We start from the raw sequence: 18,424 nt of genomic DNA, 5'->3' as shown, positions 1-18,424 counted from the left end.
CCTCCGTGCCGGGTTTTTGCGTTCCAGCCCCGGCGAAATCCATCCCTCATCGAAGAACGACCCATGAAGCAGGTGCCGCTCCAACATTTCCTCAACACCCAGGACTGGTCGCGCGACCAGCTCGATGCCGTGCTCGCGCAGGCCGCCGAGTTCAAGCGCCAGCCGTTCGGCGCGCCGGGCAAGCCGCGCGCGCTGGAGGGCAAGTCGATCGCGTTGGTGTTCTTCAACAGTTCGCTGCGCACGCGCACCAGCTTCGAGATCGGCGCGTTCCAGATGGGCGGCCATGCGGTCGTGCTGCAGCCGGGCAAGGATGCGTGGCCGATCGAGTTCGACCTGGGCACGGTGATGGACGGCGAGACGGAAGAGCACATCGCCGAAGTCGCGCGCGTGCTGTCGCGCTACGTGGACCTGATCGGCGTGCGCGCCTTCCCGAAGTTCGTGGACTGGTCGGCCGATCGCGAGGACCGCGTGCTGAAGGGCTTTGCGAAATATTCGTCGGTGCCGGTGATCAACATGGAAACGATCACGCATCCGTGCCAGGAGCTCGCGCACATCCTCGCGCTGCAGGAACACTTCGGCACCACCGACCTGCGCGGCAAGAAGTACGTGCTGACGTGGACCTACCATCCCAAGCCGCTCAACACGGCGGTGGCGAACTCTGCGCTCACCATCGCCACGCGCATGGGCATGGACGTGACGCTGCTGTGCCCCACGCCCGAATACGTGCTGGACGCGCGCTACATGGCCTGGGCCGCGCAGAACGTGCAGGAAAGCGGCGGCTCGCTGCAGGTCAGCCACGACATCGAAAGCGCCTACGCCGGCGCCGACATCGTGTACGCGAAGAGCTGGGGCGCGCTGCCGTACTTCGGCAACTGGGCGCCGGAGAAGCCCATCCGCGATACCAACAAGCACTTCATCGTCGACGAAGCCAAGATGGCGCTCACCAACGACGGCGTGTTCTCGCACTGCCTGCCGCTGCGCCGCAACGTGAAGGCCACGGACGGCGTGATGGATTCGCCGCGCTGCATCGCCATCGACGAAGCCGAGAACCGCCTGCACGTGCAGAAGGCCGTGATGGCCACGCTGGCCGGCCAGCGTCGCTGATGTCCACCATCGAATCGAACGGAACGTCCCCCATGGCAAACAAAGACATCGTGCTGGCCTTCTCCGGCGGCCTCGACACTTCCTTCTGCGTTCCCTACCTGCAGGAGCGGGGCTGGAACGTGCACACCGTGTTCGCCGACACCGGCGGCGTCGATGCGGAAGAACGCGCGACGATCGAAGCGCGCGCCGCCGAGCTCGGCGTGGCATCGCACGTCACCATCGATGGCGGCCCGGCGATCTGGGACGGTTTCGTCAAGCCGTTCGTCATGGCGGGCGAGGGCTACCAGGGCCAGTACCCGTTGCTGGTGTCCGATCGCTACCTCATCGTCGATGCATCGCTCGCGCGCGCGCAGGCGCTCGGCACGCGCGCCATCGCGCATGGCTGCACCGGCATGGGCAACGACCAGGTGCGCTTCGACCTGGCGGTGAAGGCGAGCGGCGATTACCAGATCGTCGCGCCGATCCGCGAAATCCAGAAGGAACACACGCAGACGCGCGCGTACGAGCAGGCGTACCTGGAAGAACGCGGCTTCGGCGTGCGCGCCAAGCAGAAGGCCTACACGATCAACGAAAACCTGCTGGGCCTGACGATGTCCGGCGGCGAGATCGACACCTGGGACATCCCGGGCGAAGGCGCGCGCGGCTGGTGCGCGCCGCGCGACCAGTGGCCGAGCGAACCGCTGCGCGTGACGCTGCGCTTCGTCGAAGGCGAAGCGGTCGCGCTCGACGGCATCGCGATGCCGGGCGCGCAGCTGCTCGCGAAGCTCAACGGCCTGTTCGCCGCCTACGGCGTGGGCCGCGGCATGTACACCGGCGACACGACGATCGGCCTGAAGGGCCGCATCGTGTACGAAGCTCCGGGCCTGGCCGCGCTGCTCGCCGCGCACCGCGCGCTGGAGGAAGCCGTGCTCACGAAGCAGCAGAACCGCTTCAAGCCCGACGTCGCGCGCAAGTGGGTGGAGCTGGTGTACGAAGGCTTCTACCACGACCCGCTGAAGACCGACCTCGAAGCCTTCCTCGTGTCGAGCCAGCGCATGGTCAACGGCGAAGTCGTGCTCGAAACGCGCGGCGGTCGCGTGGATGCGGTCGCGTTGCGTTCGCCGCACCTGCTCAACGCAAAGCGCGCCACGTACGCGCAGTCGGCCGACTGGGGCGTGGAGGAAGCCGAAGGCTTCATCCGCCTGTTCGGCATGAGCAGCACGTTGTGGGCGCAGGTCAACGAGGGACAAGGGACCGGGGGCCGGGGACCGGGGCGGAACGGCTGACATGCTCCAGGACGTCCTCCGCCACCTCGACGCGCTCGTTTCCTTCGACACGCGCAACCCGCCGCGCCACATCGGCACGGGCGGGATCTTCGATTACCTGCGCGCGCAGTTGCCGGGCTTCCGCTGCACGGTCACCGACCACGGCGAAGGCGCGGTGTCGCTGCTCGCCGTGCGCGGTGCGCCGACGCGCGTGTTCAACGTGCACCTCGACACCGTGCCGTCGTCGCCGGCGTGGAGCGCGGATCCGCACGCGCTGCGCGTCACCGCCGACCGCGCGATCGGCCTTGGCGCCTGCGACATCAAGGGTGCCGCGGCGGGCTTGGTGACGGCCGCGAACCTGACGACCGGCGACGCCGCCTTCCTCTTCAGCAGCGACGAAGAAGCCAACGATGCCCGTTGCATCGATGCGTTCCTCGCCAGCGACCACGGCTTCACCGAAGCGATCATCGCCGAGCCCACGCTGTGCGAAGCGGTCCTCGCGCATCGCGGCATCAGTTCGGTGCTGATGCGCTTCAAGGGGCAGGCGGGGCACGCGTCGGGGCCGACGGCGCTGCAGGCCAGCGCATTGCACCAGGCGATGCGCTGGGGCACGCGCGCGCTGGATTTCGTCGAAGGCCAGGCGCACCAGCGCTTCGGCGGGCTGACCGGCCTGCGCTTCAACATCGGTCGCCTGGAAGGCGGCATCAAGGCGAACGTGATCGCGCCGAGCGCGGAAGTGCGCTTCGGCTTCCGCCCGCTGCCGTCGATGGCGTTCGAACACCTGCACGAAACCTTCGGCACGCTCGCCGATCCGGGCGCACTCGATCGCTACGAAGAAACCTTCCGCGGTCCGTCGCTGCCGTCGGGCGATGTCGCCATCGCAGAAGAACGCCGCCTGGCCGCGCGCGACCTCGCGGACGAACTGGGCTTCACCATCGGCAACGCGGTGGATTTCTGGACCGAAGCCTCGCTGTTCTCGCGGGCCGGCCTCACCGCGTTCGTGTACGGCCCCGGCGACATCGCGCAGGCGCACACCGCCGACGAGTGGGTCGCCCTCGAACAACTCCAGCGTTACACCGAATCGATCAAGCGCATCCTCCAATGAATCCTGCCTTCAACCAGCACGCGCTCAACAAGCACGTCCACGATCCGCAAACGCGCCAGACCATCGTCCGCCTGCTCTCGAGCATGGCCGGCGCGAAGGAGATCTCGCAGTACCTCAAGCGCTTCTCGCAACTGGACGCGGCGCGCTTCGCCGTCGTCAAGGTGGGCGGCGCGGTGCTGCGCGACGACCTGGACGCGCTGACGTCCTCGCTCGCCTTCCTGCAGGACGTGGGCCTGACGCCGATCGTCATCCACGGCGCGGGCCCGCAGCTCGACGAGGAACTCACCGCCGCCGGCATCGAGAAGCAGACGGTGAACGGGCTGCGCGTGACGTCGCCCGAAGCGCTGGCGATCGTGCGCCGCGTGTTCCATTCGCAGAACCTCAAGCTGGTCGAAGCGCTGCAGGCGCAGGATGCGCGCGCGACGTCGATCGTGTCGGGCGTGTTCGAAGCCGATTACCTCGACCGCCACACCTACGGCCTCGTCGGCGAAGTGAAGCGCGTGGACCTCGCGCCGATCAACGCGAGCCTGCAGGCCGGTTCGATCCCCGTCATCGCGAGCCTGGGCGAAACCGCGGGCGGGCAGATCCTCAACGTCAACGCCGACTTCGCCGCCAACGAACTGGTGCAGGTGCTGCAGCCGTACAAGATCGTCTTCCTCACCGGCACCGGCGGCCTGCTGGACGACGGCGGCAACGTGATCGATTCGATCAACCTGTCCACCGAGTACGACGACCTGGTCGCGCAGCCGTGGATCCACGGCGGCATGAAGGTGAAGCTGGAACAGATCAAGGTGCTGCTCGACAAGCTGCCGTTGTCGTCGTCCGTCTCGATCACGCGGCCGGGCGAACTGGCGAAGGAACTGTTCACGCACACGGGTTCCGGCACGCTGGTGCGGCGCGGCGAGCGCGTGCTCACGGCGGAGTCGTGGGACCAGCTCGACCTGGGCCGGCTGCGCAAGCTCATCGAATCCGCCTTCGGCCGCAAGCTGCTGCCGGATTACTTCGAGCGCACGCGCCTGCATCGCGCCTACGTGAGCGAGAACTACCGCGTCGCCGTGATCCTCACGCAGGAAGACGCGGGCGTGTACCTCGACAAGTTCGCGGTGCTGGACGAAGCGCAGGGCGAGGGCCTGGGCCGCGCGGTGTGGCACGTGATGCGCGAGCATAATCCGCGCCTGTTCTGGCGCTCGCGCCTGGGCAACCCGGTCAATGCGTTCTATGCCGCGGAAAGCGACGGCACGTTGAAGCAGGCGCGCTGGCAGGTGTTCTGGTACGGCTTCGAATCGTTCGATGACATCCGCGCGTGCGTCGAACATTGCGCACACCGCCCCGCGACGCTGGAGGATTGATGGCTGCGATCACCGACTGGACCACGCCGCCGACCCTGCGCGGCACGCACGTGGGCCTGGAACCGCTGGCGATGGCGCACGTGCCCGGCCTGCAGGACGCCGTCGAGGATGGCCGCCTGTATGACCTCTGGTACACCAACGTGCCCGAAGCGAAGGACGTGGAGGCTTTCGTCGCCGGCGCGCTGGAGAAGCAGGCCGGCGGCACGCAGCTCGCCTTCGCGGTGCGCGATGCCAACGGCCGCGTCGTCGGCACCACGCGCTACTACGAGATCGAACCCAACACGCCGCGCCTGCAGATCGGCTACACCTGGTACGCCGCGAGCGTGCAGCGCACCGGCCTGAACACCGAAGCCAAGCTGTTGCTGCTCGGGCATGCGTTCGACGTACTGCGTTGCGCGTCGGTGGGCCTGCAGACGAGCTGGTTCAACCATGCCTCGCGCGCGGCCATCGCGCGCCTGGGCGCGAAGGAAGAAGGCATCACGCGCAACCACGTGCGCCATCGCGACGGCACGCTGCGCGACACGGTCAACTTCTCCATCCTCGATACCGAATGGGCGTGCGTGAAGCGCAACCTGCAGGCCCGCATGGCGAAGCACGCATGAACCCGAAGCTCGGACTCGTCGGCGCGCGCGGCCATGTCGGCGCGGAACTGATCAAGCTGGTCGCGGGCCATCCGCATTTCGACTTCGCGTTCGTGTCCTCGCGCGAACTGGAAGGGCAGTTGGTCGCGGACCACCATCCTGCGTATCGCGGCGACCTGCGCTACATCGCGCCGGCGCATGAAACGCTGCCCGCGTTCGGCGCCGATGCGGTCGTGCTCGCGCTGCCGAACGGCAAGGCGAAGGTGTGCGTGGATGCGTTCGATGCGGCGGGGCTGGATCCCGTCATCATCGATCTGTCCGCGGACTATCGCTTCGATCCGGCCTGGTATTACGGCCTGCCGGAACTCACGCGCGCCCGTTATCAGGGCCAGCGCCGCATCAGCAATCCGGGCTGCTACGCGACGGCCATGCAGTTGGCGGTCGCGCCGATGCTGGATGCGCTCGACGGCCCGGTGCAGTGCTTCGGTGTCTCCGGGTATTCCGGCGCGGGCACCACGCCGTCGGACAAGAACGATCCCGACAAGCTGCGCCACAACCTGATGCCCTACGCGTTGACCGGCCACGTGCATGAGCGCGAGGCCAGCACGCAGCTCGGCCATCCGGTGGAATTCATGCCGCACGTCGCGCCGCATTTCCGCGGCCTGACGATCACGGCGAACCTGCACCTGGCGCGTGCCTTCAACCGCGACGACATCCTCGCGCGTTACCGCGAACGCTACGCCGCCGAACCCCTCGTGCGCGTCGGCGACGAAGCGCCGTGGGTCAGCCACATCGCGGGCGCGCAACACGTCGACGTCGGTGGCTTCACCTTGTCGGAGGACGGCCGACGCCTGGTCGTCGTCGCCACGGAAGACAACCTGCTGAAGGGCGCCGCCACGCAGGCGCTGCAGAACCTCAACCTCGCCTTCGGTTTCGACGAATTCGCCGGCATTCCCCTGGAGACGCACGCATGAGCGACCTGTTGTGGCAGAAGCCGGGCGTCACCGTGGACTCGGGCATCCAGGCGTTCCTCGCAGGCGACGACGTGATCCTGGATCGTGAATTCTTCCAGCACGACATCGTCGCCAGCCGCGCGCACGCGCAGGGCCTGCAGCGCATCGGCGTGCTGTCGGCGGACGAACTGGTGGTGCTGGAGCGCGAACTCGCCACGCTCGCGGAGGATTTCCGCAGCGGCGCGTTCGTGCTCGACGAGACGTTCGAAGACGGCCATTCCGCCATCGAAGCGCGCCTCACCGAACGCCTCGGCGACACCGGCCGCCGCATCCACACTGGCCGCAGCCGCAACGACCAGGTGCTCGTCGCCACGCGCCTGTGGCTGAAGGAAAAACTCGAACGCGTGCAGGCGTTGTGCCGCGAAGTCGCCACGGTTGCGCTGGATCGTGCAGGAGCGGAGCAGGGCATTCCGATGCCCGGCTACACGCATCTGCAACGTGCCGTCGTTTCGTCCGTCGGCATGTGGTGGGCGGGATGGGCCGAGGCCTTCATCGACAACGCGCGTCGCGCCGCCGACACGCTCGCGTGGGTCGACGCCAATCCGCTCGGCACGGCCGCCGGGTACGGTGTCAACCTGCCGCTCGCGCGCGACCACGCGACGCAGGCGCTCGGCTTCGGCCGCCTGCAGGTGTCGCCGTTGTATGCGCAGCTTTCGCGCGGCAAGTTCGAACTCGCCGCGCTCGAAGCCTTGAACAGCGCGATGCTCGACCTGCGCCGCCTCGCGTGGGACCTGAGCCTGTTCACCAGCGCCGAGTTCGGATTCGTGCGCTTGCCGTCGCAGTACACGACGGGCAGTTCGATCATGCCGAACAAGCGCAATCCCGATGTCGTGGAGTTGATGCGCGGCACGTACGCGAGCGTCGCCGCCGCGCGCACGGAGATCGAACACCTGCTGTCGCTGCCGGGCGGTTACCACCGCGACCTGCAGATCACCAAGGGCGCGCTGTTCCATGGCTTCGGCAAGGGCCTCGGCGCGCTGTCGCTACTGCCCGACCTGCTGCGCAACCTCGACTGGAACAGCGAGCGCATGCAGGCGGCGCTCGAACCTTCGATGTACGCGACCGACCTCGCCGTGGATCTCGCGAAGCAGGGCATGCCGTTCCGCGATGCGTACAAGCAGGCGGCCGATCCTGCGCGCTGGTCCGCGGGCGATCCGCAGGAAAGCCTCGCGGCGCGCACGTCGCCGGGCGGGGCAGGGGATCTGCGACTGAAGGACCTGCGCGATCGCCTCGGGGGCTGATGCCCCGGGTCGCGCAACCGCACTCGCGTTTCACGGGCGCGTTCGGCCAGCACCGCTGAGCCATGCGGCAAAAGCCTGCTGCGAAGCAGCGAACATTCTCCTCGGTGCGAGGTGCGCCACCGCCTAAGGTGCGCGCCGCGACGCATTCCGCGTCTGCCCTGGAGTGCCCACATGTTCCGACTTTCGATGCGCCATGCCGGCGCCGCGCTGGCGTTGTCGTGCCTGGCGTGCCTGCCCGTCGGGCAGGCCGCCGCCCACTGGGACAACGCCTACTACCACGACTACGACGACCTCCCCTTGCAAAGCCGCTGGATGGCGACGCTCGACGACAAGACGCCGCTCAGCATGATCACCCTCCCGGGGACGCATGGGTCCGCCGCGCGTCACGGCGGGTGGATCGTCGAGAACCAGACGTTGACGATCCCGCAGCAGCTCAATGCGGGGATCCGGTTTTTGGACCTGCGCACGCGGCACTACCGCAACAATCTGTACCTGCACCACGGTGCCTTCTACCAGCACCAGAAGCTGGACGATGCGTTGAACGCCGTCGTGCGGTTCCTGCGAGAAAACCCGACCGAGACCGTGCTGGTCCGCGTCAAGGACGACGAACACACCGCGGCGGGCAATACGCGTTCGTTCCGGGAGACGATCTACAACTACTACTTCAACTACAAACACCACTTCGCCATTGGCGCGAAGGAGAACGCGCCGCTGGGATCGCTGCGCGGGAAAATGGTGATGCTGCGGAACTACACCGTCACGGACCGCGACCCGTTCGAGGGAATCGGCTTCAGGGAGCACCTGGAACGACAGGACGCGTTCCACCTCCGCACGAACTGGGACTTGTACGGAAAGTGGGAGAAGGTGAAGGCCCACATCAACCACGCGAACCATTTCAACACCAACGGCCAGGCCGTCACGCCCTTCATCAATTTCCTGTCGGGCTCGGGCGGTGCGTTCCCGTATTTCGTCGCCAGCGGGCACAGCGATCCGCGCACGGGGGCGCCCGCCCTGGTGACGGGCAAGGCGACGCCGTTCTTCAACGACTGGCCCGACTTCCCTCGCGGTGCGTGCCTGCTGTGGTTCTGCACCATCTACTTCGAAGGCACCAACACGCTCACGAAGCATTACCTCAACAACAACGCGCACATCCAGTACGCCGGCATCGTCGCGGCCGACTTCCCCGGTTCGGGCCTGATCCATTCCGTCGTGCAGGTCAACCGCACCAACCGGTTGATGGTAAGCGCCAACAACGGTCAATGCCTGGACATCGAAGGCGGCGTGCGCAACGGCGGCAACCTGATCACGTGGCCCTGCCACGGTGGTGCGAACCAGCGCTTCACCTTCCGCCACGGCCGGATCCTGGTGGGCGGGCTGTGCCTGCAGGTGGAGGGCTTTCCCTTTGTCCGGCAGGGGGCGCATGTCCGCGCCAGGCCGTGCTCGCCTTACGTGGAGCAGCAGTGGGGCGTGGCGAACGACGGGACGATCCGCAGCATGCTGTCCGGCGCCCATCGCTGCCTCGACCTGATCGTGGAAGACCGCAATCGCGTCGGCCTGTGGGGCTGCCATGCTCCCAGCCCCGACCAGCAGTTCCGGACCCGGGTCCGCTGAGCGACCCTCCATCGCCGGGGAAGCCCGCTTCCCTGGCGATGGTTCATCCCGTCCGGCCGTGAAGGCGGCCTTGCGGGTGTAGAATGCCGCGGCACTCGGCTGCCTTCCTGGCGCCGTGCATCCGAGCCTCCGTGCAGCTCCCTCGCGGACCTGTGCCTGCCGTCGGATGTCGACCCCCCACCCGGATACCTACCTCGACGCCCCCGACACGGGTGTCGCCGCCGATTGTGCCCACTGCGATGCGGTCTGCTGCCGTCTCACCGTGGTGGTCCAGCCCGAGGATCGCATCCCCGGACACCTGCTCGAGGAGCGCGACGGCCTGACCGTCATGGCGCGCGACGAGGAGGGCTGGTGCGTGGCCCTCGATGGCGCGCGCATGTGCTGCTCGATCTACGAAGGCCGTCCCGAGGTCTGTCGCCGATTCGCCATGGATGGCCCGTATTGCCGCGCGATCCGCACCGATTACACGGAACGGCGCGCACGCGGCATCGAACTCATCCTGCATTGACCCACCGGAGATCCGCATGACCGCGAGCAAGTCCACCAAGCCCGGCGCCGCCGCCGCAACGCCGCCCGCCCCGGGCGCCGCCGCCGACAGCCGCAACGGCCGCGACACCAAGCACCTGTTCACGCGCAAGCAGACCTCCTCGACCAGCCAGGTCACGCGCGAGCGCATCGCCGAGGACATCGACGCCTTCCGCAAGGCCGGCGGCAAGATCGAAGTGCTGGGCGTGACCCACACCCTCAAGAAGCTCGACGGCGCCCCGAACCAGGCGAGCACCCAGCCGGCGCGTCCGTCCGCCGGTGGCAAGCGCTCGAAGGGCTGAGAACTGCGGCATGATTCCCTCGCGTCCCGGATGAGGACGCAGGGGAGTCGGGCATGAAGCAGGCGATCGGCTGGCTGCTGGCCAGCATGGTGTGTGCATGCACGGCGGTCGAACCGCCCCCACCCATCGAATCCCTCGCCAGCATCACGGCCCGCATGGATGTCCCCGGCGGCGCCGGCAGATCGCTGGAAGGCATCCCCGCAGCGCTGGATGCCTGGCTCAAGCAGCATCCGGACTCGGCCGAGGCCTGGATCCAGTACGCCCGGTACCACCTCAAGTCCGGACATCGCTACGGTCGCGTCTACGAGGACGATGCACTCGTCGCGGCCTACAACGCGCTCGATCGCGCCGAGAAACTCGCGCCGGGTGATCCGGACATCGATACCGTCCGCGGCCACGTCGTCGACCTGCTGGGCTGGACGGACGATGCCGAAACGATCTTCGCGCGCGCCGAACAGCACGGCGCCGACGCCAGCCCGTGGTTCCGCCTGTATCGCGCCGAGTTCCACCAGCACCAGGGCCGCACCACCGATGCCAAGCGCGATTGCGACAACGTCGCGGCGCGCAAGAACCTGAGCCCGCTGCAGCGCCTGGTCGCCGACGAATGCCGTCGCGATGCGTACTGGGCGCAAGGCGACCTGGCCATGACGGAGCACTTGTTCCGCCAGCAGCTCCTGTACGCCGACGATGACGCCTGGCTGCATGGCAACTTCGCGCAATTCCTGTTGTGCGAACGCGACGATCCGAAGTCGGCGCTGGTCGAAGTGCGGCGCGCACGCGCGCTGATGGACTACGGCATCGCGCGCAAGACGGAGGCAGCCGCGCAGGTGCGCGCGTGGTCGATGCAGCTCGCCGAGGGCGCAAGCACGGTCGCAGCGGCCACGTTCGATGCAGCGAGCAAGCTCTCGCCGCAACCGGTCGAAGCCTACCTGTCGGCCTGCTACGAAAGCCCGGCAACGCGCGACCTGGTGCGCAAGGCCATCAAGGCCGGCGTGTTGCCCGATGCGTCGGAGGTGGATGCGATCAGCGCCGCGATGTATGCCGAGGAGCACCGCGACAATTCGAACCTGCTCGGCGTCTACCGCATGCGCGTGCAGTCGCAGGCGCGCGAAGGCGATGTCCTGATGCTCGGCTCGGCGCCGGACGCACGCGGTGCCGACGGCCTGACGTTGTGGGTGACCGACGATGTGCAGGCCCAATGGCGCAAGACCTACGGCACCAGCGCGGACAAGGCGTTGATGGGCCAGGAGATCCGCGTCATCGGCGAACCGCACCGCATCCGGATCGACACGGGCGGCACGCCGGCCACCTACGCGACCCGCATGCGGGTGGATGCGCCGCAGTCGATCCTGTGGGCGGGCGACAAGCCGGAAGCGACACGCTGAGGCGCAGGCGACCTCACTGCGTCGGCGCGTCGTCCTTCAGCCAGCGCTGCGTGTCTTCCACGCGGTACTTGCCCGAATCGGTCGCCAGCTGGCGCAACCAGTTGCCGTGGCCCGCGCCGTAGAGCACCAGCACGCGGTCACCGGGTTCGGTGCGGCGCACGATGTTGTTGAAGATCGTGAGGTTGCGGCCGTACCAGAGCATGTCCCAGTTCCGGCCGATCGCATCTTCCTCGGTGCCGTAAAGGCCGATGCGGAAGTAGGCCTGCGCATTCGCGCGCAGCCATTCGGGTGAATTGAGCCGCAGCAGCATGTCGCCGATCGTGCCGGTGTCGAGCGTGTGCTGGTCCACGTCGTTCACAGCCTTGCCGATCGCCTTGTCGCGTTCGTATTGCGCCTGCTGGCCATGGCGCTCGATGGCGGCCGGGAAATCGACGCTCGCCTCGTCCTTGATCGGGCCCATGTCGTTCCAGTCGACGGCCACCACGCCCTTCAGTTTCTGGTCGCACGCAATGCGGAAGCCGAGTTGCTCGGTTTCGTTGCGCGTCAGCGGGCGCTTGCCTTGGCACGACTGCGCGAACGATTGATCCAGTTTCGCCTGCGACGTGGTGTCGGCTTCCACCATGATCTTCGTCGGCTTGAACCGCGCGATCAGGCGTGCGACCTCGGCGATCTCGCGTTGGCGCTTGGCACTGAGCACGTCGTCGGCGTGCGTGTTGTGCACGTCGCGGCCCGGGTTGTTCATGTGGAAGCTGCCGACGAACAGGAAATCCGCGTCGGGCTGCGGGTCCGTGGCCTGCGCGGGCGCCGCGATGCACGCGACGGAGGCCACCAGGGTCGCGGCGGCGAGCGCCAGCGCAAAACGTCCATTCACTCCACGCATCGATCGGTTTCCTTCCTTCGCCAGGGCGGACGGCCCGCAAGTCGGATGCAGGGGCGTGCGCCGGGGTTTAACGCCCCCCGGCAAAGCGGCATCATTCCCCCGTCCGCCGCAGGACGCAGGGGAATCGACGATGAAGCAAGGAATGCCATGGGTGCTGGGCGCGATGCTGTGCGCCTGTTCGGCGCAAGCCACGACCGAACCGCAGTCCCTCGAACGCATCACCGCGCGCCTGGACGAATCGGGCGGCATGGGCGGTTCGATCCAGGACGTGCCCGCCGCGCTCGATGCCTGGCTGGCGGCGCATCCCGATTCGTCGGACGCCTGGATCCAGTACGCGCGCTACTACCTCAAGGCCGGCTACATCAGTGGCGACACGTTCGCGCACGGCACCTTCGAACGCGCCGCGGACGCGCTGGACCGCGCCGGGAAACTCGCGCCGCAAGATCCGAACGTCGATGTGCTGCGCGGCCATCTCCTCACGAACATGGGGCGCCTGGACGACGCCGACGCCGCACTCGCGCGCGCGCAAGCGCGCGGCGGCGATGCCAATCCCTGGTTGCGCATCAACCGCGGCAACCTCCGCCTCGAACAGGACCGCTGGCAGGACGCGATGCAGGAGTGCGACATCGCCGCCACGCGCAAGGACCTCAGCGCGGGCCAACGGCTGGCCGCCGACCAATGCCGCATCCAGGCGTACCGTTGGAAGGGCGACGCGGACACCGCCGAGCGCATCTACCGCGACGCCATGGCCTACGCGGGCGACAACGCCTGGCACCACGGCAACTTCGCGCAGTTCCTGCTGTGTTCGCGCGACAACCCGAAGGCGGCCGTCGAGGAAGCCCGGCGCGCCCGCGCGCTGATGGATTACGGCATTGCGCAGGCGACCGAGGGCGCTGCGCTCACGCGCCTGTGGTCGATGCAGGTGAGCGCGGACGAACCGGACGCGGAAGCGACGTACGAAGCGGCGGCGAAGACGGTGCGCGACCCGGTCGACGCGTACATCGACATGTGCGGTCCATTTCCCTACGGGCAGGGCGTCGCGCGCGAGGCGTTCCTGACGGGCCGCATGGCGGCGCGCTCGGTGCCGGACGCGATCCAGCGCGCGGCCGAAGCGGGCGAACGCGGCGACCGCGACGGCCTGTTCGGCGTGTACCGCATGCAGGTGAAATCGCAGGGCCGCAGCGCGGGCATCCAGTACCTGAGTTCCGAGCTCGACTATCGCGACCCGCGCAACCTGTCGCTGTCGATCTCGCCGGAAGTGCAGGAAGACTGGCGCATCAACTTCGGCCCCGGGCCGGAACAGATCCTCCTCGGCAAGGAGATCTACGTGATCGGCGAACCGCGCCGCGTGCGCATCGATTTCATGGCCGACGGCAAGCCGACGGGGAAGTACTACTACCAGACGCAACTGGCGGTGGAATCGTCCTTCTCGATCATGTCGCCCGAGATTCCGCCGGCGCGGCCGCAGCATTTCGCGCATCCGGAGAAGTGAGGGAAGGCGTCAGTCGGGCACGTGCCGTATGGCGTCTGGTCTCGACTGTGCCGGCGGCGATGCGCTTCGCGTGTTGGCAGCGCGCGCGATGTCGGCGTCCATGTCGGCTTGGGTGTGGAGCGGGCGGATGCTGCCTTGCACGCAGTCTCCGAGGCGCGCGCACGCGGCGTCGATGTAGGCGATGAGTTCGTCGGGGACGAAGTAGGGGGGATGTTCCAGCCAATGCTGCTTCAGGCTGCGCAGGTCGCGGTCGCGGAGGCGGAAATAGACGTCGCTCGCGGGCATCACGGGCTCGGCCCAATGCATGAGGGCGAGGTGGCCGGGAAGGGTCGATTCCAGGTCCGAAAGCGCCTCGTCCAGTTTGCCCTCGCGAATCAGTTTCTGGACGTGGAGGTTCATCGCGATATTCGTGGCGGCACTGCGCCCCACGATCGGCGTGATCCCGGGTTCGGCCGCGGGCGGCGGCGCGGGCGCCGGGCCCGAACACCCCGCAAGCCAGACCGCCAGCACGCCAACGAACACGATGCGGTCCATGCAAGCGCTCCAGTCCGGAAGGCGGCGGGAAGCGCCGACGTCGCGCAGAGTGCCACGCCGCGCGGTCACTTGCTCCACGCAGGCTTGCAGACACGAAAAGGCCCGCGCGAGGCGGGCCTGGTCGGAACACTTGGATCGGCTTGCTTGAATCGATTGGTCGGGGAGACAGGATTTGAACCTGCGACTTCTACGTCCCGAACGTAGCGCTCTACCAGGCTGAGCTACACCCCGACGGCAGAGCCGCGAATTCTAGCCAGCCACGCGGGTGCGAGGCAAGCACTCCGTAGGCCCCGGGACGTGTGGCCGTTAGACTAGCGGCCTTCGCCGGCGCGGAACGGGGCCGGCCTCAGCCTTCCGGAGCCACGCATTGAGCACGCCGATCAAGCCCCGCACGCCGCCGGGGGTCATGGAACTGCTGCCGCGCGACCAGATCGCCTTCCAGCGCATGCTCGACACCATCCGCGGGACGTTCGAACAGTTCGGGTTCCTGCCGGTGGAGACGCCGGTGATGGAGCTGTCGGAGGTGCTGCTCACCAAGTCGGGCGGCGAAACCGAACGCCAGGTCTATTTCGTCCAGTCCACCGGCGCGCTGGAGAAGGCCGAGGCCGGGCGCCCGGAGCTGGCGCTGCGCTTCGACCTCACGGTGCCGCTGGCGCGCTACGTCGCCGAACATGAACACGACCTCGCGTTCCCGTTCCGCCGCTACCAGATGCAGCGCGTGTATCGCGGCGAGCGTGCGCAGCGCGGGCGCTTCCGCGAGTTCTACCAGTGCGACATCGACGTCATCGGCAAGGACACGCTGTCGCCGCGCTTCGATGCGGAAATCCCGGCGGTGATCGCGGCCGTGTTCGAGCGGCTGGCGATCGGCGACTTCACCATCCAGTTCAACCACCGCAAGTTGCTGCGCGGCTACTTCGAAGGCCTGGGCATCGACGGCGACCACCAGCTGGCCGTGTTGCGCGAACTCGACAAGCTCGACAAGCGCGGCGAAGCGGCCGTGCGCGCGACGCTGGCGGGCGAAGGCTTCGGCCTCGGCGACTCGGCGATCGATGCGCTGATGGCGTTCTCGCAGGTGCGTTCGCGCGGCCACGCCGATGCGCTGGCCAAGCTCGATGCGCTGGGCGCGGGCACGCCGTTGTTCGAGGAAGGCCGCGCGGAACTGCGCGCGGTGCTCGCGCAGCTGCAGGCGCTCGGCGTGCCGGAATCGCGTTACGCGTTGAACCTGTCGATCGCGCGCGGCCTGGATTACTACACCGGCATCGTCTACGAGACCACGTTGGATGCGCATCCGCAGATCGGCTCCATCTGTTCCGGCGGGCGCTACGACAATCTCGCGAGTCACTACACGAAGTCGAAGCTGCCGGGCGTCGGCATCTCGATCGGCTTGACGCGCCTGTTCTTCCAGTTGCAGGACGCGGGCCTGGTGTCCACGGCCGACAGCTCCGTCGATGTGCTCGTCGCGCTGATGGACGATGCGTTGCTGCCGGATGCGCTGGCGGTGTCGCAACGTTTGCGCGCGGCCGGGCTGAATGTCGAAACGCAACTGGAGCCGCGCAAGCTCGCCAAGCAGCTCCAGTACGCCGATCGCGCGGGCATCCGCTTCGTCGCGATCCGCGGCGAGGATGAAGTCGCGCGCGGCGTGGTGGCGGTGAAGGACCTGCGGCGCGGCGAACAGTTCGAAGTCGCCGAAGCCGACCTCGCGTCGGCCTTGCAGGTGGAACGCGAACAGTTGCGCGCGCTGCCTGCCCACGTGGTGCAGGAGACGACGCGATGAGGCCCGTTCGCCTGGATGGTCGCTCGCTCACGCAGCGCACGCTGGTGGAAGTCGCGCACGGCGCGCCCGTGGACCTGGACGCCGATGCGCTGAAGGCCGTGGCGCGCGCCGCGGATTTCCTCGCCGAACAGGTCGCGCGCGAAGAACCCATCTACGGCGTGTCGACCGGATTCGGCAGCAATGCCGACAAGCTGCTCGGCGGCCATCCGCTGCGCGCACCGAACGCATCGCATCGCTCGTTGCACCGCGAATTGCAGGACAACCTGATCGTGACGCACGCGGTGTGCGTCGGCGAACCGTTCGCACCGGAAGTGGTGCGCGCGATGCTGTGCATCCGCATCAACACGCTGCTGCGCGGGCACTCGGGCATCCGCGTCGAAACCTTGCAGGCGTTGACGGCGCTGCTCAACGCGGGCGTGGTGCCGATCGTGCCCCAGTTGGGCTCGGTGGGCGCGTCCGGGGATCTTGCCCCGCTGTCGCACCTGGCCATCGTCCTGCTGGGCGGCGGCGAAGCGTTCTACCAGGGCGAGCGCATGCCCGGCGGCGAAGCGCTGGCACGCGCCGGCTTGCAACCCGTGACGCTGTCCTACAAGGAAGGCCTCGCGCTCAACAACGGCACCGCGCAGATGCTCGCCACCGGCGTGCTCGCCGTGCATCGCCTCGAAGACCTGCTGGAGACGGCCGACATCGCCGCGGCGATGACGATCGATGCGTTCGCCGGCCGGCTGGGTGCGTTCGCCGAAGAAGTGCACGCGCTGCGCCCGCATCCGGGCCAGGTGCGTGCCGCCACGCACCTGCGCGCACTGCTCGCCGGGTCCACGCTCGCCGACATTCCCTACCACCTCGTGCCGCGCTTCCGTGGCTGGACGCCCGGTGCGTGGGCGGGCGCCGAAGCCGATGCGCACAACTTCGACATCGCCTGGGATTGGGTGCCGACGTCGCAGCGCCACGGCCGAGAGAAGTTCTACGCGCGCTTCCGCCCGTTCCGCGGCGGCAAGAAGCACCAGCCGCAAGACAGCTACTCGCTGCGCTGCGTGCCGCAGGTGCACGGCGCGGTGCGCGATGCACTGGACCAGGCGCGCCGCGTGCTCGATGTCGAACTCAACTCGGTGACGGACAACCCGCTCGTGTTCCCCGACGCGCAGGCCGAGCACGTCGAACAGCAGGTGATTTCCGCGGGCCACTTCCACGGCATGCCGCTCGCGCTGGCGATGAGCTACGTGAAAGCCGCGATCCCGGTGCTGGCGTCCATCAGCGAGCGCCGCCTCAACAAGCTGGTGGATCCCGCCACGAACGATGGCTTGCCGGCGTTCCTGATCGGCAACGAAGACGGCACCGAATCCGGCCTGATGATCGTGCAGTACACCGCCGCGGCGATCGTCAACGACCTCACCAGCCGTGCGATGCCGGCGTCGGTGTATTCGATCCCGACCAGCGCCAACGCCGAAGACCACGTGTCGATGGGCGCCAACGAAGCACGCCACGTGCTCGCGATGGCGGACGACCTGGGCAAGGTGCTCGCGCTGGAACTGATGACCGCCGCGCAGGCACTGGACCTTCGCCGCGACATGATCAACGCGGCGCGCGCGCTCGCCGACCACGGCGACGTCGCGGTCTTCGCGGGGAAAGTGCAGGGCGGGCCGGCGCTGGACGCTGACGACCGCGCGACCTTCCTGTCGGAAGTCGAGGGCCTGCGTACTGAGCTCGCGAACGCTGCGGATTTCGCCCCGGGTCGTGCGGTGGCGGCGGCGCATGCGGCAATCCGCGCGCGCGTGCCGTTCCTTGCGCGCGATCGTGCGCTCGACGGCGATGTGCAGGCCGCGGTGCGCCTGGTCGAGGACAACCTGGTCCTCGATGCGGCCCGCGGCGCGCTGAATCCCTGAAATTTTTTTCGCGGGCGGGGTTGACCCGGGGGTTCGCGTTGCGTACTGTGCCAACGCGTTAATACATTAATACGATGAAACAACGACCCGATCCCCTGCCGGACACCGAAGCCGACGCCGCCCTCGACGGGCTGGCGCGCGCGCTCGCGAGCCTGTCCAGGCCGGAGGACGTGCGTGCGTTCCTCATCGACCTGTGCACGCCGGCCGAGCTGGAATCCATGGCCGATCGCTGGAAAGTCGTGCCCTTGCTGCTGCAGGGCGTCCCGTACCGCGAGATCCACGACCGCACGCGCGTCAGCGTCACCACCGTCGGCCGCGTGGCCCGCACGCTCGAGCACGGCACCGGTGGCTACCACGCCGCCATCCGCCGCCAGCGCCGCACCGCCGCCTCCCACTGAAGG

Annotated in this window: 17 protein-coding genes and 1 tRNA gene; 15 read left to right on the top strand and 3 right to left on the bottom strand. The window is 68.0% G+C overall.

The features are described from left to right. The first annotated feature begins 72 nt into the window (after positions 1–72). The 11 genes from LYSCAS_RS00640 to LYSCAS_RS00590 all read left to right on the top strand — a co-directional run bounded on the left by LYSCAS_RS00640 (position 73) and on the right by LYSCAS_RS00590 (position 11,460). Positions 73–1,104 carry an N-acetylornithine carbamoyltransferase gene (locus LYSCAS_RS00640; protein WP_213437459.1) on the top strand — a complete coding sequence of 344 codons (1,032 nt, stop codon included), beginning with the start codon at positions 73–75 and terminating at the stop codon, positions 1,102–1,104. A 32-nt stretch (positions 1,105–1,136) separates the two neighbouring features. Beyond that, complete coding sequence (locus LYSCAS_RS00635) at positions 1,137–2,369, top strand: argininosuccinate synthase (protein WP_213435132.1); 1,233 nt, start codon at positions 1,137–1,139, stop codon at positions 2,367–2,369. A gap of 1 nt (position 2,370) precedes the next feature. Next, positions 2,371–3,453 carry an acetylornithine deacetylase gene (locus tag LYSCAS_RS00630; RefSeq protein ID WP_213435131.1) on the top strand — a complete coding sequence of 361 codons (1,083 nt, stop codon included), beginning with the start codon at positions 2,371–2,373 and terminating at the stop codon, positions 3,451–3,453. Next, positions 3,450–4,802: an acetylglutamate kinase gene (locus tag LYSCAS_RS00625; protein ID WP_213435130.1), complete on the top strand. Its 1,353-nt coding sequence runs from the start codon at positions 3,450–3,452 to the stop codon at positions 4,800–4,802. The genes LYSCAS_RS00630 and LYSCAS_RS00625 overlap by 4 nt, the downstream gene beginning before the upstream one ends. Beyond that, entirely contained in the window at positions 4,802–5,404 is a 603-nt protein-coding gene (locus LYSCAS_RS00620; protein WP_213435129.1) for a GNAT family N-acetyltransferase, read from the top strand. The genes LYSCAS_RS00625 and LYSCAS_RS00620 overlap by 1 nt, the downstream gene beginning before the upstream one ends. Next, entirely contained in the window at positions 5,401–6,357 is a 957-nt protein-coding gene (argC, locus tag LYSCAS_RS00615) for an N-acetyl-gamma-glutamyl-phosphate reductase (protein WP_213435128.1), read from the top strand. The genes LYSCAS_RS00620 and argC overlap by 4 nt, the downstream gene beginning before the upstream one ends. Beyond that, positions 6,354–7,637, top strand: coding sequence for an argininosuccinate lyase (gene argH, locus LYSCAS_RS00610; RefSeq protein WP_213435127.1), 1,284 nt, complete (start codon positions 6,354–6,356; stop codon positions 7,635–7,637). Before argC ends, argH begins: the two co-directional genes overlap by 4 nt. Before the next feature lie 171 nt (positions 7,638–7,808). Next, positions 7,809–9,248, top strand: coding sequence for a phosphatidylinositol-specific phospholipase C domain-containing protein (locus LYSCAS_RS00605; RefSeq protein ID WP_213435126.1), 1,440 nt, complete (start codon positions 7,809–7,811; stop codon positions 9,246–9,248). Positions 9,249–9,414: 166 nt separating this feature from the next. Next, the gene (locus LYSCAS_RS00600) at positions 9,415–9,756 is read left to right on the top strand and encodes a YkgJ family cysteine cluster protein (protein ID WP_213435125.1); all 342 of its coding nucleotides are present in this window, start codon (positions 9,415–9,417) and stop codon (positions 9,754–9,756) included. A gap of 16 nt (positions 9,757–9,772) precedes the next feature. Next, complete coding sequence (locus LYSCAS_RS00595) at positions 9,773–10,075, top strand: hypothetical protein (RefSeq protein WP_213437899.1); 303 nt, start codon at positions 9,773–9,775, stop codon at positions 10,073–10,075. 53 nt (positions 10,076–10,128) lie between these two features. Next, a complete protein-coding gene (locus LYSCAS_RS00590) occupies positions 10,129–11,460 on the top strand; it encodes a tetratricopeptide repeat protein (RefSeq protein WP_213435124.1) in 1,332 nt (443 codons plus the stop codon). 13 nt (positions 11,461–11,473) lie between these two features. On the opposite strand, the gene LYSCAS_RS00585 is transcribed toward LYSCAS_RS00590, so the two are convergent. Continuing rightward, entirely contained in the window at positions 11,474–12,340 is an 867-nt protein-coding gene (locus LYSCAS_RS00585; protein ID WP_213435123.1) for a DUF5694 domain-containing protein, read from the bottom strand. 130 nt (positions 12,341–12,470) lie between these two features. Between LYSCAS_RS00585 and LYSCAS_RS00580 the strand changes: the two genes are divergently transcribed. Next, the gene (locus tag LYSCAS_RS00580) at positions 12,471–13,832 is read left to right on the top strand and encodes a tetratricopeptide repeat protein (protein ID WP_213435122.1); all 1,362 of its coding nucleotides are present in this window, start codon (positions 12,471–12,473) and stop codon (positions 13,830–13,832) included. Between the two features lie 9 nt (positions 13,833–13,841). Here the strand turns inward: LYSCAS_RS00580 and LYSCAS_RS00575 are convergent, their stop codons facing one another. After that, a complete protein-coding gene (locus LYSCAS_RS00575) occupies positions 13,842–14,366 on the bottom strand; it encodes a hypothetical protein (RefSeq protein WP_213435121.1) in 525 nt (174 codons plus the stop codon). 154 nt (positions 14,367–14,520) lie between these two features. Further along, positions 14,521–14,597: transfer RNA gene (locus tag LYSCAS_RS00570), tRNA-Pro, on the bottom strand. A 175-nt stretch (positions 14,598–14,772) separates the two neighbouring features. Here LYSCAS_RS00570 and hisS point away from each other — a divergent pair. The 3 genes from hisS to LYSCAS_RS00555 all read left to right on the top strand — a co-directional run bounded on the left by hisS (position 14,773) and on the right by LYSCAS_RS00555 (position 18,421). Continuing rightward, positions 14,773–16,140, top strand: a complete 1,368-nt coding sequence (gene hisS, locus LYSCAS_RS00565; protein ID WP_213437457.1) for a histidine--tRNA ligase — start codon at positions 14,773–14,775, stop codon at positions 16,138–16,140. After that, entirely contained in the window at positions 16,137–18,023 is a 1,887-nt protein-coding gene (locus tag LYSCAS_RS00560; protein WP_213435120.1) for an HAL/PAL/TAL family ammonia-lyase, read from the top strand. The genes hisS and LYSCAS_RS00560 overlap by 4 nt, the downstream gene beginning before the upstream one ends. Before the next feature lie 74 nt (positions 18,024–18,097). Next, entirely contained in the window at positions 18,098–18,421 is a 324-nt protein-coding gene (locus tag LYSCAS_RS00555; protein WP_213435119.1) for a YerC/YecD family TrpR-related protein, read from the top strand. Positions 18,422–18,424: the final 3 nt, after the last annotated feature.

This window comes from Noviluteimonas caseinilytica, from assembly GCF_018406605.1.
In the GTDB taxonomy this organism is placed as follows: Bacteria; Pseudomonadota; Gammaproteobacteria; order Xanthomonadales; family Xanthomonadaceae; genus Noviluteimonas; species Noviluteimonas caseinilytica.
Note: the sequence above shows the minus strand (reverse complement) of the source record. Positions and strands in the feature narration are given on the sequence as shown.